14 protein-coding genes are annotated in these 22731 nt (G+C 43.3%); 3 read left to right on the top strand and 11 right to left on the bottom strand.

The annotated features are described in order from the left end of the window. Nucleotides 1-247 precede the first annotated feature (247 nt). On the top strand, nt 248-1486 hold the full coding sequence (locus MLE17_RS16085; protein WP_243349747.1) for an ATP-binding cassette domain-containing protein: 1239 nt from the start codon (nt 248-250) through the stop codon (nt 1484-1486). Nucleotides 1487-1639: 153 nt separating this feature from the next. On the opposite strand, the gene MLE17_RS16080 is transcribed toward MLE17_RS16085, so the two are convergent. The 6 genes from MLE17_RS16080 to MLE17_RS16055 form a co-directional block, all read right to left on the bottom strand. Next, on the bottom strand, nt 1640-3235 hold the full coding sequence (locus MLE17_RS16080) for a hypothetical protein (RefSeq protein ID WP_243349746.1): 1596 nt from the start codon (nt 3233-3235) through the stop codon (nt 1640-1642). A gap of 29 nt (nt 3236-3264) precedes the next feature. Continuing rightward, entirely contained in the window at nt 3265-3867 is a 603-nt protein-coding gene (locus MLE17_RS16075; RefSeq protein ID WP_243349745.1) for a hypothetical protein, read from the bottom strand. A gap of 16 nt (nt 3868-3883) precedes the next feature. Continuing rightward, nucleotides 3884-4588, bottom strand: coding sequence for a hypothetical protein (locus tag MLE17_RS16070; RefSeq protein WP_243349744.1), 705 nt, complete (start codon nt 4586-4588; stop codon nt 3884-3886). A 76-nt stretch (nt 4589-4664) separates the two neighbouring features. Then, nucleotides 4665-5375 carry a hypothetical protein gene (locus tag MLE17_RS16065; protein WP_243349743.1) on the bottom strand — a complete coding sequence of 237 codons (711 nt, stop codon included), beginning with the start codon at nt 5373-5375 and terminating at the stop codon, nt 4665-4667. Nucleotides 5376-6181: 806 nt separating this feature from the next. Then, nucleotides 6182-7672 carry a lipopolysaccharide biosynthesis protein gene (locus MLE17_RS16060; RefSeq protein WP_243349742.1) on the bottom strand — a complete coding sequence of 497 codons (1491 nt, stop codon included), beginning with the start codon at nt 7670-7672 and terminating at the stop codon, nt 6182-6184. Nucleotides 7673-7935: 263 nt separating this feature from the next. Then, nucleotides 7936-10344, bottom strand: a complete 2409-nt coding sequence (locus tag MLE17_RS16055; protein WP_243349741.1) for an LTA synthase family protein — start codon at nt 10342-10344, stop codon at nt 7936-7938. Between the two features lie 179 nt (nt 10345-10523). Between MLE17_RS16055 and MLE17_RS16050 the strand changes: the two genes are divergently transcribed. Next, nucleotides 10524-10739: a hypothetical protein gene (locus MLE17_RS16050; RefSeq protein ID WP_243349828.1), complete on the top strand. Its 216-nt coding sequence runs from the start codon at nt 10524-10526 to the stop codon at nt 10737-10739. Nucleotides 10740-11671: 932 nt separating this feature from the next. On the opposite strand, the gene MLE17_RS16045 is transcribed toward MLE17_RS16050, so the two are convergent. Together MLE17_RS16045 and MLE17_RS16040 are read right to left on the bottom strand one after the other, a co-directional pair. Next, nucleotides 11672-14146, bottom strand: a complete 2475-nt coding sequence (locus tag MLE17_RS16045; protein ID WP_243349740.1) for a glycosyl hydrolase family 95 catalytic domain-containing protein — start codon at nt 14144-14146, stop codon at nt 11672-11674. Between the two features lie 214 nt (nt 14147-14360). Then, nucleotides 14361-15218 carry an AraC family transcriptional regulator gene (locus MLE17_RS16040; RefSeq protein WP_243349739.1) on the bottom strand — a complete coding sequence of 286 codons (858 nt, stop codon included), beginning with the start codon at nt 15216-15218 and terminating at the stop codon, nt 14361-14363. A gap of 186 nt (nt 15219-15404) precedes the next feature. Here MLE17_RS16040 and MLE17_RS16035 point away from each other — a divergent pair, with 186 nt between their 5' ends. Beyond that, nucleotides 15405-17033, top strand: coding sequence for an alpha-L-fucosidase (locus MLE17_RS16035; RefSeq protein ID WP_262920348.1), 1629 nt, complete (start codon nt 15405-15407; stop codon nt 17031-17033). Between the two features lie 106 nt (nt 17034-17139). Here MLE17_RS16035 and MLE17_RS16030 read toward each other — a convergent pair whose 3' ends face one another. From MLE17_RS16030 to MLE17_RS16020, 3 genes are read right to left on the bottom strand one after another with little or no spacing between them, the layout of a single operon-like run. After that, nucleotides 17140-18495: a TolC family protein gene (locus tag MLE17_RS16030; RefSeq protein ID WP_243349738.1), complete on the bottom strand. Its 1356-nt coding sequence runs from the start codon at nt 18493-18495 to the stop codon at nt 17140-17142. A gap of 9 nt (nt 18496-18504) precedes the next feature. After that, entirely contained in the window at nt 18505-21597 is a 3093-nt protein-coding gene (locus MLE17_RS16025; protein WP_243349737.1) for an efflux RND transporter permease subunit, read from the bottom strand. After that, nucleotides 21594-22631 (bottom strand): efflux RND transporter periplasmic adaptor subunit, encoded by a 1038-nt coding sequence (locus MLE17_RS16020; protein ID WP_243349736.1) that lies wholly within the window; start codon nt 22629-22631, stop codon nt 21594-21596. Before MLE17_RS16020 ends, MLE17_RS16025 begins: the two co-directional genes overlap by 4 nt. Nucleotides 22632-22731 lie beyond the last annotated feature (100 nt).

The raw sequence follows: 22731 nt of genomic DNA, 5'->3' as shown, positions 1-22731 counted from the left end.
TTTATCCTATACAAGTGAGGTTTTGGGGGTTACTCATGTTTAACAAACTGAAGTAACAGCCTGTTCTTGTAAAAGGTAATAAATGCGGAGTTATAACAAAGGTTATAGGACTCTGCAATTCCCCATCTCTGTAATGAAATAAAAGGTCATTCCCTGATATTTCCCTACCTTTGCACCCGATTTCAACAGCGTGCTATCATAGCCTGTTGTCTAAAGTCTTACATCTTCATTCTAAAAATCCGAAACAATGATCCTTGCATTATATCTGACCAATACATGTGATAAAAAACAGTTGATCCGTGCCATCATGCAGGAGAACCTCCTGGCAGATCACATCGATCTGACCGGCTTGCACGGTTTGTTGCACTCTACTATTACTATCGACAAATTAATTGATGATGAATACCGTCACGACCGTTTTCCGATACAGACGGAGGACAATGATAGCCTTGAATCCATGTCGAGCGGACAGCAAAAGAAAGCCCTGCTGAACTACTTGATTGAACAGAAGCCGGACTATCTGGTGCTCGACGATGTCTATAGTAATGTAGATAAAGCCACACAGGTTGCCATCCGGGAAAGGCTGACCAATCTCTCGGTTGATAGCCGCTTGATTCAGATTGTATTCCGGAAAGCCGATATACTGCCTGCCACGCAGATTGTGCTGAGTATGGATGGTGAAAATAGTATCATAAAGACAGAACGCTACTCTGATTTTATGCAGCATACGGCATCTGCATCGCAGTACGAACATCGCTTTCGTCTGCCGGAAGGTTATACGGGGAGTCATTGCGAAGCCGATCCTCTGATAGAACTGCGCAACGTATCGGTGCATTATCTCGATAAGCCGGTGCTCGACCGTGTAAACTGGAACATTCGCAAAGGAGAATTCTGGCAGCTGGTAGGACCTAACGGTGCAGGAAAGAGTACGCTGATCACGCTGATTACCGGTGATAATCCGCGTGGGTACGGACAGGATATGATGCTCTTCGGGATGAAAAAAGGTTCGGGGGAAACCATCTGGGATATCCGTAAGCAAATTGGTTACTATACACCAAATATGACCACCCGCTTTACCCGAAATGATTCGGTATTGAATATGATTATTTCCGGCTTCAATGATTCAATTGGTTTGTACGCTGAGCCGACAGATTACCAGATTTATATGGCTGAGCAGTGGCTTACCATGCTTGGGAATTCGTTCCGAAATAAGTCATTTCAGGATCTCTCTATCGGACAACAACGTATGGTGATGGTCGCCCGAGCGATGGTGAAACATCCGCCGCTTCTGATTCTGGATGAACCGACCATCGAACTGGATGAGGAAAACAGCCGCCTTTTTATTGATATGGTCAATGCCATCGCAGCAGAGAAGCAGGTCGCTATCATCTACATCTCACACCGGGATGAGGAGGATCTGAAGCCGTCTCATGTCTTTGAATTGGTGGCTTCGGAGAAAGGATATACCGGTGTGGTGAGGGGATAAGCTGTAAGTTGGTTATATCATAAAAAACATCCTGCTTTTGCTCATAATGATTGGGCTAAAGCAGGATGTTTTTATTTGGAGATTAAGACAGTATCTTGAACCAAGGGCTGAGCGCAGCGGGATTTGGAAGAAAAATGCGCCAGCATTGGCTCTTTATTGCAGATTAAGTTCTCCAAATGTAATCGTATTCTTTGAACCTGCTAGTCCATCAAATACAGTTTCATAATTATACTTTGATAGAAGTAAAGTATTGTCATTTTGTTTGTAGAAGAACCCCGGACACATTAATAATGCGGTTTTATAATCTCCTATCAATTCTTTAAAGTTTTCATTTCCATTTTTATCCAGTGTCATGCGAACTGTCTTAGCTTTTTTATAAGAAAATGATAACACTCCTGTTTGTATTAGATTGAATATAAATGTCATATTATCGTCCTTATCATATGACAAGAAATAACTTCCGGTTAAACTACCCAAATCCTGTACATATTCATATTTTGGGATTTTCTGAACCCATTTTACACTGCCATCTGCATTGAAAGTTAATACTGACAAATCATCATTGTAGTTATACGTTGTTATATTATCTCTGAATCTTATTATTTCTTGTTTGTATTTCTCGGCTACAACATCAAAACTTCCGTCTTTTCTAAAATGAATAGAATTTATTTTATAACCGAAATTGTTCTCAAAGTCCTTGCTTTTTAGGATTTTATCAAGGGACTTTTCTTGCGATTTCATATCCAACCCTTTAGTCAAAAAAGAAGGAGAAAATTCCTGAGAGTTGACCGATTTTAGTTTAGCTAATAATGGTTCTATGACAAATGAAAAACAACCGACCGCACTTGTCGTTCCGGGTCTAGCATAAAGACCTGCACAAATAACTTCTCCTTTTTCATTTACGGATAATTGTTCGCTGGTGATAAAATTGTCATCTTTCAATATCAAAGCAAGCGATTTTGGCTCACCTCCTCCTTTAGGATAACATACTGCCCAAATGCGGCTGTGTTCAAAATGTTTATTGACATCCTTTTCATTCTCGAAATTTCGCTGCAATCCATACAGATTACCCTCGTTGTCGATGTAATAATTACTTTCATAATTGACCCCTGATTCAGTTAAGGCTATTGACGGGCTGCTCCATTCTTTATGAAGTGTTTTATCTAAGACTTCTAAACCGAATATTTGACCTTTCTTCGATTTACAAGAATATCGTAGTAAAAAATGGTTATTGATATATTTGAAGTCAAAGTACTCCAGGGAGGCTTTTTCTCCTCCGGCCAATGCTTTGTAATCAATTTCAGTTATCTTATTTATATCATCGTTTGATTGTAGCTTATCCAGATTGTAGGTTTCATGAAATAAGAAAGACTTATTCAGTTTATTGTTGTAGTAACTGCTGAAAATATGCAAGGTATCATTGATAAAATAATGTCCTACAATATTTAATTGATATTCTTTTCTTTTCAATTGAATATCACAGAGCTCATTTTTACCGGTATTCTTGTTGTGTTTTACAATAAAGTTAGTCTCGTCAAAATTTACCTTCATGCCATGACCATAATAGTAGATATAATTACTGTCAGTTTTGAAGATTTCAACATTAAAAAGTAAACCTCTTTTGTGATATTGCTGCTCAATACCCCATTTGATGCTATCTTTCTGTGCATAAGCATTAACAAAGAAGCCTGCTGTTAGAAACAGAGATAAAAGAATGGATAATTTCCGTAGTTTAAATGTTTGTCTCATGTTGATTATTGTGTATGATTGATAATAGTCTAAAATACATATCCAGCTTTAAATGATACAGGAAATACAAGTCGTTGCCTGAAATCATTCGCAAGTGATTTGTCTATGATATTTGAATTGTATATATAGCTTACGCCATCTAATGAGTATTCTAAATTGAATCCGGCACCAATTTCTAAGTCATATGACAGGTGTCGCCCTTTAAACCATTGATAGCCTAAAGCAATATTGAACTCATATGATTCTACCTGATCCCCATGTCTGCGATAACGAAGAGGGATGCCGATATGTAAAGATTCAAAGCCATTACCATAAAACAATGGCTGTACATACAGACTGTAACCGCCCTTCAGTTCATTGTAAAGTGGATCTGTGGCAAATATAGGCTTTATGACCGGGTGAAAGAAATTCTGTGTTAGCAAACCGACACCACCCTGCAACGACAGATTATTATTAAACCTGTGTTCGAAGATTACCGGGATATTAGCTAAGAGCATCTGGGTAAAATCAGTTTTGATAATGTTCTTTGTTGCAGTTCTGCCTCCATCATCAAGATATTGCTCGATGTTATTCATCTGTGAAAATGCAGGAATACAATAGAATAATAGCAAATAAAGGATTATTTTCTTCATACAAATACGATTGAATTTATTTTCTGGGTTTTATTTGATTTTCGAATATATAACCGGGTTGAAACCTGAAAGCAAGGAGAAAACAATTAATCATCGGCAGTCCATGTCCGGATAGAGACTCATAAGATGTACCCGTGTACCTCACATCAGCGATGTTGTAATATGGGATCTGGTTCACATACGAAAAGGTTATGCCCATTTGAGTTGCGTATTTTTTAGAGCTAGGGTATTCGTCGATGAAGTTAAACGCAAGTCCAATTTGGTTCATCCACATTTTGGAATACGATTTAAAGCTATAGAAGGTCCCCAAGCTTCCCCAGGGAGAGCTTCCCAGATACAATTTGGGCTCCAAATGAAAAGAGACTCCAAGCTTTTTATTTGAAAAGTCAGGGTTCAATATGAAAGGGAAGTTAGGCTTATAAATCTCTTCAAGTTGTTTTTGACCAATAATGTCAGAAAAAGTATAGGGTAAGATTATTCCGGGACCTAATTCAAATCCCATGTTGTTATCAAACCTATGTTCCCAGATAATAGGCAAGTGTCCATCTAAAAGGGAGAATATGTTCGTTTTGAGTATGTTTTGAGAATTATCAGTGTAATACACCCTCTTGGGTACGTTTTTATTATTGAGGAGGTATTGTTGGTATATTGAATCACTGGTTTGAGCGAAAAAGGTTCCACTAAATAGTAATATACAGAGATAAATAATAGTAAACTTCATTGTTGATAATTGACAGTAATTGAATATAATCAAACAACTAATAATGTAACAGTTAGAGATTTGCTGATAGATCAATTCATCGGTTTGATTTAATAGGATGCTCAAAAATATATCCTACCTGAAATCTAAGATATAATCGGAAACAACTTACTTTGGGTAGCCCATGACTGGAAAGGTCTTCAGATTGTTTACCCATGTATTTCACATCCGAAACATCATTGAATGGTATTTGAGAGATATAAGAAAAAGCAAAAGTAGGTTGAATTGCAAATTTGTCAGTGTCAGCAATATAAGTGTATGCTAGTCCGACTTCATTGATGAATAGTTTCGAATATGATTTGAAACTGTAAAATGTACTTATACTATTGAAGTGTGATAATGCAGTAATCTGATGTTCGGTCTTATAATATATTTTAGGTTCTACCCGAAATGAGACGCCTAATTTTTTATTTTCAAAATTAGGATTTGTAACAAATGGAAAGAAATTGGGATATGCATCGCTTGACCCCTTTCCAAGTATATCAAAGAAAGTATATGGCAACAATATTCCGGGTCCGGCATCAACTCCAAAATGATTATTAAACCGATACTCCCAAATAATCGGGAGGTGTCCGTCGGCAATAGATATGATATCAGTCTTTATTTCATTTTTAGAATCACCCGGATAATACGTTCTTTTAGCGACATTACTGTTGTGAAGGAGGTATTTTAAATAGGTTGAGTCATTAGATTGAGCAAAAAGACCAATAGAGAAAATGAATAAAAATATGATAGATGAAAATTTCATGCTTTATGATTGTTGATGTATTTTAAATGAGTGTCCATGATGTAGCTTGAACGAAATAAAACGCTTCGTTTAACTACAGATCACCACCTACAAGCAATAGTAAAGTTGTCTTGTCTCAATTGATCAGGATTTTTCTGGATAATGAAAGATCTTGATTCCCGATTTTATAATATAGAGCCCTTTTGGCAATATAATCACAAAAATGTGGAACCCACAGTGCTATTAAGTCTACGGAAGTTTGTCGTTTCATTGAAAGTAAATCTCCGGATTTATCCTTAAATGTGATAACAAATGCAAATATAGCCAATTCACCCTAAAATTCGGCTTACTTATCTTTTGAAAGCTTCATTTCATCACAACAAACAATCATCTTTTGTCTAAAACAGACCTAATTAGTATGTTAGAGACCCATTTTACGAAAAAAGAAAGGGAAATGATAGTGACAAAACGTTATTCAACGCAAAAAGAAAGGGAAATCATATTGACAAAATGGTTCTCAACATGTAAAATAGCATTTCGTCATACCAAATTCCGCTTTATGACGATCGAAAAGGCATTTTGTCATATCCTTTAGGGCTACTTTTTGCGCGAAATGACGTTTCGTCAATACAATGAGGGATGTTTTTGCTGGAAGATGATGGTTTGTCGGAGCATTTTCCATCATTTTAGAGGTGGAATTACTCTTCATTAGTGGAAAGATTGGCTTACGAAGGAGAGGAAAACAAAACATCCTGCTTTTGCCCGATAATAATTTCGGTAAAAGCAGGATGTTACTTTTATTGTCTTTGAGGTTCCTGTAAGGACGTTTAGCTGATGGTTTTGGCTTTCTTTCCCAGTAAGCTTTGGAAGACAGGTTCTTTTTTCACTACTATATAGAGATAGATTCCCAATAGCAAGGTGTCCGGTAAGACACGTATCCATTGATTTTGAATCGGAATAAGCAGACTGATCCCCCATAATGCAACGCTCAGTCCCATATACATCAGGATGCGGGTTAGTTGGTATGGCACTTTGTAATACTTCTGTCCGATAATGTAGGACGCGACCATCATTGCACCGTAACAGGTAAATGTAGCCCAGGCAGAGCCCATATAACCCAGGATAGGAATCAGCGTAAAGTTAAGTGCCAGTGTAACGATGGCGCCAAAGATAGAGAGAATGGCTCCGAAGCGTGTGTTATCGGTTAGTTTATACCAGATAGATAGATTGTAGAAAATTCCAAGGAACATATTGGCCAGCAAGAGGATCGGAACCACCTGCAGTCCGCTCCAGTATTTAGAGCCTACCATGTATTTTACTATGTTGATATAGAGCATCACCGCCAGGAAGATAAGAGAGCAGACAATGACAAAATATTTCATCACATCGGCATAAATATCTCTGGAATCCGACTCTTTGGCATGAGCGAAGAAGAAGGGTTCGGCTGCATATTTGAAGCCCTGAACAACAATGGTCATAAAAATGGATATTTTGTAACAAGCCGAATAGATACCCACTTGTGTAGAGGCAATATCGATTGGAGACAACCATTTCAGCAGGATACGGTCAAAGGTTTCGTTGATATTGCCCGCCAACCCGAAGATCAGCAACGGCAGGGCATAAGCCATCATCTTCTTCCATAACACACGGTCAAAAGGGATGTGCTTGTGGGGCAAAACAATGTACAATGACAGTAAGGTAAGTGCTGAAGAGATCAGGTTGGCAATAAAAATGTAGCCCACACCGACTGCCGGATTATAAACCAGAGGTAAAAAGGCGGTCAGTATGCCATGATTTTGCATGTATGGAAAGAGATACAGGAATATGATGTTGAACAGAAAGCAGGAGCCAACATTCAACATTTTAAGCATTGCAAAAAGTTTAGGTCGATTGAGTGCCCGTAACTTGGCAAAAGGAATTGTAGTAACGGCATCGATGGCAATCAGGAATGAGAACCAGACAATGTATTCGCTGTGATCGGGATAGCGGATGTGTACGGCAATCGGTTTGGCAAATATATTTATTAGTAACACAAACACGATGGCACAAAATACCAAAGATTTAAGCGCTGTTCCATAAACGGAGTCGTTATTTTCTGATTTCTTGTCGTAAAAACGGAAGAATGCCGTTTCCATCCCAAAGGTAAGTATCACAATCAAAAATGCGACATAGGCATACATTTCCCCTACGACACCATATTCTTTTGGTGCAAAAATCGTGGTCTGGATAGGAACCAGTAAATAAATAACCAGTCGTGATAAGACATTACTTCCACCGTAGAATACGGTCTGTCCTGCTAATTTCTTTAAATTTCCCATAGTGTGTATTTGGCCTGCAAAGATAGGCAACAATTTTATTTATTCCGGTTTTGATGCGAAACAACCATGAGTGTCAATATCCTTTTACTCTGTTGCGGAAGGTAATACTGATGGTTATTTATCGGTCTGAAATAGCATTGGGTAAATCTGCTGTTTCTTTTTTGCATAACACAAAAAAATCTGTTGAGTAAGCGATGTGAGCGCTTTCTCAACAGATTCCATGATTTAAGGCAGGTCTTTTATTAATGCCGTCAGCCGGCAGATTATCTCATTCCATACAGCTTCATTCTGAAATTCTTCACCTTCATCCCCACTTTGGTTACGGCATTAAATCCGGTACAAAGTTCCAGGTTCTTATTTTTCAGATACTCTTCGATGCCTATTACATCGTGAACCGTCAGCGAGTTCCACTGGTTAGGCAGGAAGCGTGCTTCGGACATGTAGTGCATGTCCTTGTTGGTCCAGAAGAGTTCTTTGGTCGTTTCAGCCGATGGTTTTGATGCCAGCATGAAACAGAACTCGGGAACATTAATACTGTCCTTCTCCGAGGTAAAGCAATCAAAGTCAGCCTCTACATACAAATGTTTGTACATCGGGGGAACCGCGATATTTTTAGTGAATGCTGAAAAATCAACAGGCGTTACAAAGTCATGTTCCTGCGGGATATTTATATTTCCGAGCAATACCCTGTTTTTCTGCGAAGTGTTATCGGGCAGAATGTGGTTATTCTCATACACCCAGTTGTTTACGGCAATGAAGTTATCGCGCAGGTGATTGATCTTCTGTTTCATTGCAGGGTTGGTGCACTCCACCTCCGACATATCCGGATTGATTTTGAACATGCGGTTTCCGCGCATGAAATAATCTTTAAACATGTACGACTCCATCACACGGCTGTAGGTCATGAACGAAATCTGGTGGATGTTGCGGAATTTTGTTGCCGTATCCATTACGCCATTCATCCAGTGTACCTGTTTCGGAATGTTCTTGAGATTGTATTGTTTAGCCAGAAAGCCCAACAGGGTAGGCGTGATATTATTATGACAGTTGATGGATTCAAAACGGTGAGGTTTCTTCAGCATCGGCGAATAAATCATAAACGGCACCCGGTAATCGTCAATGTCGTTGTTTGCGGGCACTGAACCGTGGTGGTGGTCGCCCGTAACGATAAAGATGGTGTTTTTGTAATCGGGACGGCGGCTGTATTTGCGGAAGAAATCGCGCAAAGCATCGTCGGCAAACATGACGCAACTCATCACCTGACGGTTCTTGTGAAGAGCCAGTTTGGTCTCTTTGTCAAGCGGCAGATTCTTTACTTTCTTATCAAACAGTTTCATGTACCGGGGTTGCGAGTCGAACAGGAACGGCGCATGCGTAGTGGCCGTCATATAGACATTCAGGTAAGGCTTTCTCTTCAACGAATCGAGCACCTCAAAGCTGCGGTTAAACACCGCATCGTCAGGATAACCCATTGACCAACCGCCTTCGCCTTCGGCCATCATTTTGTACTTTTTGCCAAAGTTGCGTAATACATAGTCTGTTTTCTGCATCCGGATAAATCCTCCCATGTTGTCATAATCCAATTGATAGCCCACCATGAAATAGGAATAATAACCGTTTTGTTTCAATATGGAAATCAGCGATTCGTGATCGGGCATGATGCTGTTGTTGGAGAAACCGCGATTACCAAAAGGCAGCGATGCCAATGTGGCCGGAAAGACACCGAAAGTAGCCGTGGCGTTGCTCAGGTGATTGTCCCAGCAAAGACTACGTTTGGAGAGTTCGTCCAGAAACGGCGTGAAGCTGGTCAATGGAGCATTGCGACCGCTAAAAGTGCGTGAAAGGCTTTCTACCACCACCATTACAATATTCGGGCGCTCTTTGCCCAGGTTGAAGTAAGGGCTCAGCACATCCACATCTTTGTTTTCGTGCATGAGCGGATAGCTTTTATCGGTAAACTTAAACGGGCGGTTAGCCTGGAAATAGGCAAATTCCCCCTGCATCTCTTTCACCGACGCATTGTGATGTTTGCGTAAATCACTGAAGTATTTAATCGCATCGGCTGTCCAGTAACTGGCTTTGTTACAGGTCAGGTAATATTGAGCAGTCTGCTCGAAACTGGAAGAAGATGGGACGATAAAACTGATCAGTAACAGGGGGGCGAGGATGAAAAACAACATCACCCGTTGTACAGTACGATTAAACGCAATGCGACGGAAAATGAACCGGTAAGCCCCGAAGTATAAAAGAGTCAACAGGATAAACGGAAGAAAAGAGATGGGTTTGCCTGCATAAGTTTTCACTGTGATAATCTGCTCGGCAGAGTCACGGGTGAAAAACTCGTGGTCAAACGGAACGGAACGATCTATAAATACGTAAAGCAAGGCAATGCAGCAGATAATAAAGGCAACGTTTAAAACATGCATCACTATTCCGGCTGCCCGTTTACTGAGGTATGATGTTAAAAACCAGAATAGTAAAACAATGCTACTGAAAACACCCCAGGTAAGGTAATCGTACCAAAGTCCATTTATTTCGGATAGCAAAACATGTTTGGTGGAAAAAAATTTCAACGATGCGTCAAAATATTCGTAACCTCTGATTGCGATTAAGCAGATTAACAACGAAAGGGAATAATGAAGGAAATGGGATTTGTGTTTCTCTGTAAACATCTCTTTTAATGGTTTAGCGAATACAAAGGTAAAGTTTTTTGAGCAGTTATAAATGAATAAAGCCGTTTCATAGATAGAGACGGCGTTAAAGATATTGTAGTCTGCGATTGTATCGGGGCAAATCAGCAATAAAACTGGATTATAAAAGAATCATATTCAATAAAATCGGGCAACCATCAGTGATTGGAGAGGTGGTAGCAGGAATCATTTTGGGTCCTTCCATCCTGGGAATGAGGTTTCCGGGGTACACTGAATTCCTGTTACGCAACAGAAGTTATCGTGGCGCCTTTTTTGCAGGAGTGATTATGCCTTCGAAGTTTAGCTTTCGCAAAATACTCATCGAGAAGGTAGAATATGTGGCGCTGGGGCTAATGCTGCCCTTGTTCTTCTATTGAGGCTTTTCAAATCCATACTTGAGTCCGCTCCGAAAACGAAGTTTTTCGGAAATTCGTGAAATATCAATATTGCAAATGCTTGTTATTTAGCATTTTGGAATTATTTAATTCGTGTATTCGTGGCAAGAAAGACTTTTCGGAGCAGACTCATACTTAACCTTTCAGAACCCCTACTTAAGCCTTCAGAACGTTCACTGAAGCTTTCAGAACCCTTACTTAAGTCTTCAGAATGTTCACTGAAGCCTTCAGAACCCTTACTTAAGCCTTCAGAATGATCACTGAAGCTTTCAGAACCCTTACTGAAGCCTTCAGAATGTTCACTGAAGCTTTCAGAACCCTTATTTAAGTCTTCAGAACGTTCACTGAAGGTAGTGTTCAGGTGTGTTCAGGTAGTGTTCACGCAACTGTGTCGGTAGTGTTCACGCAACTGTGTCTAAGATTATTTTTCGGAGGAGAGGAAGCTTTCAGAACCCTTACTTAAGTCTTCAGAATGTTCACTGAAGCCTTTCGAAGGGTAGTGATGAGGGTAAGATGCTATCTGAGATGCAATTACTATTTATCATCAAAATAGATACTTCCGCCTATAAATTCCCGGAGGATCGAGTTGAAGGGAACTTTCGAGACATCCAGAGGCTTGAAGAAGGTCAACAGATTCAACAATCGCTCTTTGGTATCAAAAAACGGACTTACATTTATTGAATTGCTTGGGTATTCAAGGCTATTCTACTATAACAATTAAATAAATGGTTTTGCTATCCGGCTTTGCATGGTAAGATTTGTTGTTTTGGTAAATGCCTCTCAGACTATTAAAACTCAAAAGGATTGAATGAAAATATCCTGCTTTTTTCCTTGTTTATCAGGATTAAAGCAGGATATTTTATGGGGGATACCGGATTTAGTACTTCATCCGTTTCGTATTGACAAAAAGCGTATTAATTCTTTACCGGCCTAATTTCGTAAGTCACGCCCGGTTGCGTGCTGAAAGTATTGAGGAAATATTTACCGTCAATAGATTGTTTTGAAGTAACACCGGAGATTTCCACGGGGATGTCGGTCCGGATTGTGCATGGATTGCCTTTTACCGATTTCACGGTCGCTTTTGCGAGCTTATGATTACTCCATGAGATATTCACCTCAAAGTTGCCGCGGGCTTTCAGTCCGGTAATTTCTCCTTCAGGCCATGCTTTAGGCAATGCAGGTAACAGATGTATTTCGCCCAAATGACTCTGTAACAACATCTCGGAAATACCGGCAGTAGCAGCAAAGTTACCGTCAATCTGGAAAGGCGGGTGTGCATCGAAGAAATTCGGATAAGTTCCACCTGTACCGCCCTTCGTCGGGTCAACATAATTCAGGATCTCGCGAATCATCTTGTAGGCATGGTCACCATCGAGCAGGCGGGCTGCAAAGTTGATTTTCCAGCCTTTACTCCAACCTGTCCCACCATCACCGCGCAACTCGAATGTGCGGTTAGCTGCCTGAGCCAGCTCCGGTGTTTTGAGCGGACTGATGTCGCGTCCCGGATGCAATCCGAACAGATGCGAGGTATGGCGATGGTGCGGATCTTCCTCCTGGTAGTCACGCATCCATTCCTGTAATTGTCCGCGTGAACCGATTCTGTACGGCAGCAATTTGTTGCGTTTCGCTATCACCTGCTGACGGAAATCTTTATCCATATTCAATGTCTCTGACGCTTCAATCACATTGGTGAACAGGTCGCGGATAATCTCAATATCCATGTAGGAGCCTTCCGTCATGGAATATTTTTCATTTTTACCGGTTACAAAAACATTTTCAGGCGAATTGGAGGGCGAAGTAATCAGGTAGCCGTCTTTCTCTACCAGCCAGTCAAAGCAGAAGAGTGCCGCCTCTTTCATTACCGGATATGCTTCTTTGCGCAGGAACTCTTTATCGCCGGTAAACGCGTAATGTTCCCACAGATGCTGGCTCAGCCAGTTGGCGCCCATATACCAGTTTGCCCATTGCGGGTCTCCATCGCCTTTGTTGCCAACCGGATTGGTCATTCCCCAGATATCGGAGTTGTGATGAGCAACCCATCCGCGGGCTTTGTAAAACTCTTTCGCTGTCTCTTTTCCGTTTACCGAGAGATTCTGAATCCATTTGAGCAGCGGCGTGTGCATTTCCGACAGGTTGGTTACTTCGGCAGGCCAGTAGTTCATCTCGGTATTGATATTGATGGTATAGTTTGAACTCCATGGCGCACGGAACTCCTTGTTCCAGATGCCCTGCAGGTTGGCAGGCGTACCACCGGGGCGCGAACTTGATATCAGCAAATAGCGTCCGTATTGATAAAACAACTGCTCCAGTCCCGGATCGTAGTTGCCATACGAATAGAGTTTCAAGCGAAAGTCAGATGGTAGTATGTCGTTGACCCGATTGTTTGTGGTGTCGGTCAGTGTTAATGATACGCGGTCAAAGTATTTTTTATAATCGGAAATGTGGCGGGTTTTTAAATCGTCGTATGATTTGGCAAGCGCAGATTTCAGTTGGCGTTGCGCAATTGCTTTTTCGTCTTTTCCCTGGGTGTCGGGGTATTTAAACATTCCGTTATAGCTGGTGGCAGCTGCCAGATAAAGGGTCACTGCATTGGCATCTTTTACATGAATGCCTTCATTGTCAGCCGAGACGTTGCCTGCTTCGGGAACCGCCTTCAGAATGGTTTGGAAACGCATGCCTGTATGTCCGAGAGAGTCTTTTTGCAAAAGAGGGTTCCTGCCGGGCTTGTTGTAATAGCTTGGGTCGAGGCGTATTGGAGCCGTCCCGCTCAATATTAACTGGTCATTTCCGGATGAAACAATTTTACTTTCAATGCGACTCTTCAGTTTCAGGTCCAGGCTAATCATTTCCGGTTTGCTGGCAGTGATGCGGATAATAAGCACACTGTCGGCTGCTGTACTAAAGACTTCGCGGGTATATTGTACTCCCTTTATTTCGAAACGGGTAGTGGCTGTTGCATTGCTCAGATTCAGGTCGCGATAATAGTTATTAGCGGAACCTCCTGATGCAAAACTTTGTTTGATTTCCAAATCGCCCATCGGCAGAAAGCATTCGGAAAAGTACCCCTGCATCTTCCGGCAAAGAGCTGTCGCAGTTTTATAATCTTCTTTCGCCAATGCGTCACGGATGGGTTGCAGGTATTTCGGTGCATCAGGATTGATGTTTTTCTTTTGCGGCCCGCCCGACCAGAGTGTTCCTTCGTTGAGTTGAATCAGTTCGTCTTCAACGCCGCCGAATATCATGGCGCCAATACGGCCATTGCCAACAGGCAGGGCTTCCACCCACTCTTTGGCTGGCTTTTCATACCAGAGTCTCAGATTGTTTTGGGCAAATGCCACGGAAGAGACCGCCAAACAAAACAGGACGGTCACACGTGTTTTTAAGTTCATAGCATAGATGTGTTTTTTGTGTGATAGAAAGATGGGTAAAGTTATTTCAGAACCACGAAAAAATAAGCGCAAATGTCAATTTTCTCTATGCAAAGGTTTGCGCTGTGGGTATTGCACGGTGTGTTTGGTTGGTTTTGTTACTTCTGTTACTTCTGTTCCTGATTAATTATGATGCAATATTTTCGTTAGCAGGAAAAGTCTTTCACATTCAACGTTATTGTCCAAAACTCTTTCGATATTCACTTGGCGTTTTTCCCACCATTTTCTTGAATAACCGGTTGAAATAGGAGACGTTTTCAAATGAAAGCGTATAGGCGATGTCTTTCATGGTCTGGTTTTTAACAACCATAAGGAGTTGAGCTTTCTCAATCTTCTTCCGGTTGATATAATCTATCGGAGTCTGCCGGAGCTCTTGGCGAAACAGCCGGATAAAGTGATCTTCCGACAGGCAGCAGATAGAAGCCAGTTGCCTGACCGTGATTTTCTGGTCTATATTTTCACGAATAAACCGTAGTGTTTTGATAATCCGGCTGTCTTGTGATAGGTTGAGGGGAATGGCTGTTGTAAAGAACCGGGCCAGTAGCTGTCTGATAATTCCATCCGTTTCCAGTTGTGCATGCAGAGACTGATGTCTGTTTTCGGCGATGCTCTGATACAGATTATCCGAATCATTATAAGAATCAGGATCATAACGTTTCAATTCACGACCGGGATTAATGTCAAGCAACCGTTGGATCAATGTCGCATCCAGCGGGTGAGAGCTGGTCTCCACCGGAAATTGCATCTGGTCAAACCAACTGATGTTTTTCGTGAGATCCTCATATACATGCACATAGTAGAGAGAAAACTCACCGTCACAATGATCGCTGTGTGTGGTAAATGGCGGAATCAGGTAAAGATGTCCGGGGGTAAGTCTGTATTTCTTCCCCGAAATATTCAGTTCTGCATTTCCCTCATTAACCAGGTAAAGCCTGAAGAACGGACTGTTGATGTTGTCCCAGTTCCAGTCGGCAAAATGTCTGGCAAAACCAACATTCAGCAGGATCATATTAAAATCATCGGGTGTCTTCATGGGTATGAGTATCGGAATAATACTTGTGTAAACAATCTCAAAGGTATTGAAATACCTGATATTCTGAAATATTAAGAGGATATAATGTCGGAATAGTAGTATAATCTTATCGGGATTGTGCAAACACTCTGGTTGATTCGGATACTATCTTTGCACTTTAGTCAAATCAGTTATAATTAATTTGTCATGAAACTACACACAAAAAGCCTTATTCTATTATTCTCGCTTTTTTCTCTGGGGCACCTGACTTCATTGGCTCAGGATGCTAATGAACCTATGGCCACCGGGAAATTTCAGCCGACTTGGGAATCTCTGGGACAATACAAAGTACCTGCATGGTTTCGCAATGCCAAATTCGGGATATGGGCACACTGGGGCCCGCAGTGCGAACCCGAAGAAGGCGACTGGTACGCGCGTGCCATGTATAATGAGGGCAGTCGCGAATACAAGGCTCATCTGGCCAAATACGGACACCCTTCTGAATTTGGATTCAAAGATGTATGCAATGCGTGGAAAGCCGATCAATGGGATCCGGAGACTCTGGTAAAGCTTTACAAGAAAGCAGGAGCCCGATATTTCTTTGCAATGGCCAACCACCACGACAATTTCGATATGTGGGACAGCAAATATCAGCCCTGGAACTCGGTTGCCATTGGCCCGAAGAAGAATATCATCGACGGCTGGGCAAAAGCGGCACGTAAGAACGGACTCTACTTTGGCGCAAGTATCCACGCATCTCATGCCTGGACCTGGTATGAAACTGCCCAACGCTCCGATAAGGAAGGTCCTAAAGCCGGAGTTCCTTATGATGGTAAACTGACCAAAGCCGATGGGAAGGGTAAATGGTGGGACGGACTCGACCCGCAGGATTTGTACGCGCAAAACCATCCTTTGAGCAAAGGCAGTGATAATATTGGTTCTATTCACGGACAATGGGAGTGGGGTAATGGCGCTTCAGTGCCTTCAGCCGCTTATTGCAACAAGTTCTACGACCGCACTGTTGATTTGATCAACAAGTACAATCCCGATTTGCTCTATTTTGACGATACGGCTTTGCCTCTCTGGCCGGTAAGTAATGCGGGACTAAAGATTGCTGCCCATTTTTACAACCATAATATGCAGACTCACAATGGCAATCAGAACGGAGTTATCTTTGGTAAAATACTGACTCCAGAACAGAAAAAAGCCATCGTATGGGATGTGGAGCGTGGTGCACCGGATAAGATACAGGAACTTCCCTGGCAGACCTGTACCTGCATAGGCGAATGGCACTATCGTCGTTCGGTCTATGATCAGAACCGTTACAAATCAGCTAAGACCGTGATTCAGATGTTGGCGGATATCGTGAGTAAAAACGGTAACCTGTTGCTCAATATCCCTGTTCGTGGCAATGGAACCATCGACGATAAGGAGGTGAAAGTGGTGGAAGAGATCGGCCAATGGATGGCGGTCAACAGTGAAGGGATTTATGACACACGTCCCTGGAAGATTTTCGGCGAGGGTCCCTCTGCTGACAATTCTAATCCGATCAATGCGCAGGGCTTTAACGAAGGCCGGGTAAAGTATTCGGCAAAAGATATTCGCTTTACCACTAAAAACGGAGCACTTTATGCCATCGTATTGAGTTGGCCTGAAGATGGTAAGGTGGTGATCAAATCTTTGTCGAAAAACAACCCGTTACATCCGGATAAAATAAAATCAGTAGAGCTGCTCGGAAGCGGCAAAGTCCGATATACAAGAGATGAAGAAGGTTTGGCCGTTACGCTTCCGGCTCAAAAGGGCAACGATATCGCGGTGGTTTTGAAGATCAGATGATCTCGTTGATTCATTATTTGCAATTTCAAACGGTTTTAAGATAAAAAGAGGGTGTCCTAAGAGAAAATATTTGGACATCCTCTTTTTCATGAAATGCATAGTGCTGTTATCTTCCCGTGGCTTGTAGATACTTCAATTTCTTACACATATAGTCGGTACAGGCATCCACGTAACGATCTTTGGACTGCTGGAGGCTTGCCTGAGCCGAGAGCAGATCGGACAAAGAAACAGTGCCCGCCTTGTAACTATCAGCATTAAGACGATGATTCTCGGTCGCCTGGTCAACAGCCACCTGTGCGATACCGATTTGCTTGTAACCCTCTTTCATATCCTGCCAGGTCTGCTGTATCTGGAGCAGCATCTGCTCATTGGCATTGGTCTGATTATTTATAGCGATCTGCTCATCCAGTTTTCGCTTCTTTATAGCATGCGAACCGCCCCACCAGTCGGAAACCGGCACCTTCAGCGAAGCAAAAGCAATACCGTAATGACGTTCATAGCCCAGCATATTTTCCGTGGCATAAGAGACGCCTACTCCGGCTTCGGGGAGTAATTCCCCCTGCTTGATACGGACCTGGAGGCGCGATGCTTCGACGCTCTTCTGTAAAAGCCGGGATTCCGTACGGTGAGCTACTGCCTCCTGCGGATTGACAGCATAGGTCTCGGGAGATGAAATGAGCCGGAAGTCCGATTCGGCATAATCGATCTCCAAGGTGGAGTCGTAAGGCATACCGGCATACTGACAAAGAGCCATTTTGCAAATGCGGATCCCGTTTTCCACTTTCAGTCGGCTGCCGGACAGCTCATTGCGTTTCAGTTTCACATTCAGCACATCATTCATCGGTGAAACGCCCGCTTTGTAAGCCAGATCGACATCCTTCTGCAGATTCTGCAACAGCAGTTCCACCTGGTTGATGGTCTTCAGCTTTTCCTCCAGCGAAACGATCTGCCAGAAGTATTGCTCCGTCTGAAGAGTCACCTCATTGACCGATAGCGCCGTGGATAGCTTTTGGGCTTCCACTCCTATATTCGCCAACTTATTGCCATTGACAATGCGCCCTCCGGCAAAAAGTGGCTGCGTGGCCGAGACCATCGCAACGCTCCCGTTTTTCAGCATCGCAATATTGGCATCAGGGAAGTAGGCAAACTGCGTAGCCGTAGCCAGATTGGCCGGATTACCATCGTACACCGGAAGATTTCCTCCTTTGATAGTCATCTCCATCAGGGCTTTGGAGCTGGAAAAGGTATTGGTCGAGGCACTTACCGATGGGAAATATTTGGTAAAAGCCTCTTTCTTTGTCTGCTCAGCCGCCTGAACCGATAAGGCCCCGTTGCGAATGGCCACATTGTTTTTCAGCGCCTGTTCCTTACACCGTTCAAGAGTTATTTTCTGGGAAAATACCGTTCCCGCAAAGCTTCCCGTCATCAGGAAGCAGATCATATATCTTGTGAGTTGTCTCATTTTCATGTCCTATTTTCTTAGAATTAAAGCGTCGCATTTACGGAATATTCCCCAGTAAACTAACGGAAGTACAGTCACAATAAAAAACATCGATCCCAGTGTGCCGAAGAAAATCACAGTACCCATCGGAGCCCACAGGGCACTCTTACTGATGATCATGGGGACCACTCCCATAGATGCCGCTGCCGAAGTAAGGAAGATCGGTCTCATCCGTCGTTTACCAGCCTCAAAGGCCGCATCCTTAGCCGTCAGTTTGTGTTTAAGGCGAATCTCTTCTGCATAATCGAACATAATGATCCCATTGCGCACGATAATCCCCATCAGACTTACAAAACCCAGTATGGCCGTCATCCCCAGCTCGGTGTTCATCACCATCAGTCCGATGGCTGCTCCAAACAGACTTAGGACGGTAGATCCCAGTACGATTAGCGCCATATTGATCTTTTTGAAATGAAAAACCAGAATCATAAAGATCACGAAGATGGCGATGATCAATCCGCCTGCAATCTGCGGCTTAGCCTCTTCATCCGCCTCATGAGCGCCTCCGTAGTTTTTCTCCACAGAAGCCGGCAACGAGATCTGATCCACAGTCGCCTGTACTTTTTTGAAAATTTCGCCTGTATTATACCCCCGCTTCACCTCGGCTTGCACAGAAAGTGTGCGGACTCCATTACGGCGAACGATCTGCCCGTCTGTCCAGTCGGGGCGAATCTTTGCCACCTGGCGCAGAGGAACTGACACCATCGGATTGATCGAAGTGATATGTTCGTTTCCAATATCGGAAAACTTCGGTTCATTGTCCTTCCAGTCGGCTTTCAGCTTGACTGCAACAGGATAATCGCCTTCCCAGAGTGTGGTAATGGGGAGTCCGTTGAAGCGGATGGCCAGATTGCCAGCGATGAGCGAACGGGTAAGTCCGAGACGGTTGGCCTCCACATTGTCAATATCGACCTCAGCCCCCGGAAGCATCTGTTCGTAATTGGTACGGATGTAAACAAGTTCATTGATTTTGCGCAACTGGCGGATCACCGAATCGGCAGAGCTTTTGAGCTGTGCTATATTATCGCCGGATAGTCGTACCTCAATCGGAGCGCTTACCGCCTGAAAGTCCATCTGCTTAAATTTCACATAAGCTTTCGGATAGTGATAAGCATAGGCATTGGTGTATTTATCCAGAAGTTCCTCTGTGCTTTCTTCCGATGAAGTATTGACAATAAACTGAGCATAGTTCTTGCCGGGAAGATTCGGCGCATAAGTAGTATGGAAACGGGGCGAACTGGTTCCCACAAACTTCGTAATCGCAGTCACCTCCGACTCTTTGCGTAATGTTTTTTCGAGATCATTGCAAATGGAAACGGTTTGCTGAAGGGAGCTTCCCTGCGGCAGATAAATCTCTACGGCAAACTGATCCCGTTCGGCTACCGGCCAAAGCCGCTGTTTGCTTTGCGAAATAACCAGTCCACCTATTACTACGCACAAGGCCGAAATCATCAATGTTACCCGGGGATGGCGAAATACCAACGCAAGCAACTGATCATACAATGCCTGTATTTTATCGAGAAAGCTAGGTTTGTCGCTACCCTTTTCTTTTTTCAACTGAATAAATCCCTTACGGATAAACAGGTACTGCATGTACGGAATGAGCAACATGGCCACTGCCAGCGAGACAAAGAGCGTGATCAGGATGGTCCATGGGAAAAACAGGACGAAGTCGTTCATTTGTCCGCTCATCGTAATCAGAAATGGAAAGAAGGTGATGCTAATGGCCAGTGTGGCAGAGAAGATCGCCTTGAAATATTCCCGCGCACTGCTGATGGCGGCATACCAGCGTGACATCCCGTGATCGAGTTTTTCCATATAACTGTCCACGATCACAATGGAGTTGTCCACAATCATTCCGAGTACCACGATCAGGGCTGCCAGTGTTACCGTATTCAGCTCAATGCCAAAAGCAAACATAATTCCCATGGAGATAAACACGCTGATCGGGATGGTAGTCGCCGCTACTGTAGCCACACGCAACGGCAACAAGGCAATCGTAACCAGAATCACCGCCAGAATCGCAATCCCCATTTCCCGAAGGAAATTATTGACAGAGGTGTTAACCACCTTAGGCTGATCGGCAATTCGCTTCATTGTAACACTTTGCGGCAATTCCGCCTGGAACTTCTTCAATACCTCATCCACCTCTTTGCCATATGCGATAATATTATTCCCCTGCTGCATCTCCATCGAGAGGATCAGGCATTTATTGCCATTGGTCTCAACGTAACTATCTGGATTGGGGTATCCACGAACGATACGGGCAACATCTTTCAACCGGATCAGATTACCCTTCGGATCGGAATAAACTATCTGATTGGCAATATCCTGCTCTTTCCGGTACGTATCGGGAATGTGTATCGGAGCCACCAGCTGACTGTTATCGACCGATCCGCTCACCGATGTTATCCCATGCGAATAAAAATTAGCAAACAACGAAGAAGAGCTAATACCGTAGGCAGCAAGCTTCTCTTTATCAAGATAAATACTAATTTGCTCACGCTGCAAACCGTAATGACGCAGATTTGACACGGACTTGATCCGACGTAGGCGACTTTCGAGCTCATCCAGATAGTTTTCAAGTTGATGATAGGTTTTATCTTTCGATTCAAGAGAAATCAGTAACGCAGAAGTATCGCCAAAATCATCATTGGCGATCAATGCCAGAACACCTGACGGCAGTTCCGCCCGAAACTGGGACAGGCCGTGCTTGAATTTAGACCAGAATTCATCCTTATCCTTTACATTATCATTGAGTTCTACATACACATACACGATGCCGTCGCGTGACTGGGAATAGGTCTTTTCCTTTTTTATTTCCTTATAACTGAAGAGAAAACGTTCCAGCGGCTTGGCCAATTGCTCCTCAACCTCAGCCGAGGTAGCGCCGGGATATACCCCCACCACCAAACCCTGACGAATGGTAAACGACGGGAACTCCTGCTTCGGCATTTTGATCAGGGCAAATACCCCGAATATCAGGAGTATGGCAGTAATCAGCAATACGATCTGACGGTGCCGCATAGCCAGTTCGACTACGCTTATTTTAGCTCTGCTCATAATGCCTTGATTTTGCTATCGTCACCAATTTTTTGCCAACCCTCTACGATCACCTGATCGCCCGGACGCAGACCGTCCGTGACTGTTACTCCATTATCGGTGAGTTCGCCGGTCTCTATCATTTGACGCTCGGCCTTTCCGTTCCGGGCCAGCCATACATATTTCTGACCACTGTCACTCACCTGTATCGCCTGATTGGGCAATACCAATCCTGCGGCCTTAGCTTCTGTATCCAACAGCACCTTACAGACCATGCCCGGCATCAGTTGAGGATCGGCTTGATTAATTCTGATTTTCACATCGTAGGTATGCGACAGGGGATTGGCCACGACACCTTTCAGGTCAATAACACCGCCGAAAGAACGATTATCCAGGGCTGCTATCGTGATCTGAGCCTTTTGGCCGATACGAGTCATGGCAATTTCATTCTCAGGAACTGTCACTTTCACCTTCAGCTGTCCCATCTGCAACAGCGTCAGAACCGACTGTGACGGCATTACATTCATGCCCGGTTCGATTGACCTTTCACCGATCACTCCATCAAAAGGTGCATAGAGGCAGGCATCTTTAAGATTCTTGCGGGCAATGCTTTCGGATGACCGGGCTTTCTCCAGATTAGTCTGCATCTCTATGTATTTGATATCAGGCAGACTATTGTTGTCATGCAACAGGGTCAGCCTTTTGTTGGCATCCTCTGCCTGACGAAGCATGGCTACCGCAGCATCATGCGCACTCTTCAGAGAACTCTTATCCAGGATGGCCAGCAACTGGCCTTTGCGCACCCGTTGTCCCTCGCTCACCAACACCCGCTGCACATTGCCGGCTACTTCGAAGCTAAGCGCCGAAGCCGACGACTCTTCCACCGTACCGACGTAATCTTTTACACCCGATGCGTCCGTCTGCTGCACCTGCTGAGTTTTCACCGTCACCACCTCGCTGGTGATTGTTGTTTCACTTTTTGATTTGCTGCAACTGACCAGCGCTACTATCCCCAGCGTGGTCAGCACACATTTCAAGACTCTTCTCTTTGACATACTATTTTAGTTGATTTATTTAGTACTTACAAATACGTTGCAAATTTGGCGTTCCATCCGTCATTACAAAAGGTCTTGCAGGCTGCATTTATGGTCTATT

Source organism: Parabacteroides sp. FAFU027 (assembly GCF_022808675.1).
Classification (GTDB): domain Bacteria; phylum Bacteroidota; class Bacteroidia; order Bacteroidales; family UBA7332; genus CAXXIC01.
Note: the sequence above shows the minus strand (reverse complement) of the source record. Positions and strands in the feature narration are given on the sequence as shown.

What these genes read in the sequence shown, in the direction of transcription:
- MLE17_RS16085 (WP_243349747.1), top strand. Translation starts at nt 248, where the DNA reads ATGATCCTTGCATTATATCTGACCAATACATGTGATAAAAAACAGTTG.
- MLE17_RS16080 (WP_243349746.1), bottom strand. Translation starts at nt 3,235, where the DNA reads ATGAGACAAACATTTAAACTACGGAAATTATCCATTCTTTTATCTCTG.
- MLE17_RS16075 (WP_243349745.1), bottom strand. Translation starts at nt 3,867, where the DNA reads ATGAAGAAAATAATCCTTTATTTGCTATTATTCTATTGTATTCCTGCA.
- MLE17_RS16070 (WP_243349744.1), bottom strand. Translation starts at nt 4,588, where the DNA reads ATGAAGTTTACTATTATTTATCTCTGTATATTACTATTTAGTGGAACC.
- MLE17_RS16065 (WP_243349743.1), bottom strand. Translation starts at nt 5,375, where the DNA reads ATGAAATTTTCATCTATCATATTTTTATTCATTTTCTCTATTGGTCTT.
- MLE17_RS16060 (WP_243349742.1), bottom strand. Translation starts at nt 7,672, where the DNA reads ATGGGAAATTTAAAGAAATTAGCAGGACAGACCGTATTCTACGGTGGA.
- MLE17_RS16055 (WP_243349741.1), bottom strand. Translation starts at nt 10,344, where the DNA reads ATGTTTACAGAGAAACACAAATCCCATTTCCTTCATTATTCCCTTTCG.
- MLE17_RS16045 (WP_243349740.1), bottom strand. Translation starts at nt 14,146, where the DNA reads ATGAACTTAAAAACACGTGTGACCGTCCTGTTTTGTTTGGCGGTCTCT.
- MLE17_RS16040 (WP_243349739.1), bottom strand. Translation starts at nt 15,218, where the DNA reads ATGAAGACACCCGATGATTTTAATATGATCCTGCTGAATGTTGGTTTT.
- MLE17_RS16035 (WP_262920348.1), top strand. Translation starts at nt 15,405, where the DNA reads ATGAAACTACACACAAAAAGCCTTATTCTATTATTCTCGCTTTTTTCT.
- MLE17_RS16030 (WP_243349738.1), bottom strand. Translation starts at nt 18,495, where the DNA reads ATGAGACAACTCACAAGATATATGATCTGCTTCCTGATGACGGGAAGC.
- MLE17_RS16025 (WP_243349737.1), bottom strand. Translation starts at nt 21,597, where the DNA reads ATGAGCAGAGCTAAAATAAGCGTAGTCGAACTGGCTATGCGGCACCGT.
- MLE17_RS16020 (WP_243349736.1), bottom strand. Translation starts at nt 22,631, where the DNA reads ATGTCAAAGAGAAGAGTCTTGAAATGTGTGCTGACCACGCTGGGGATA.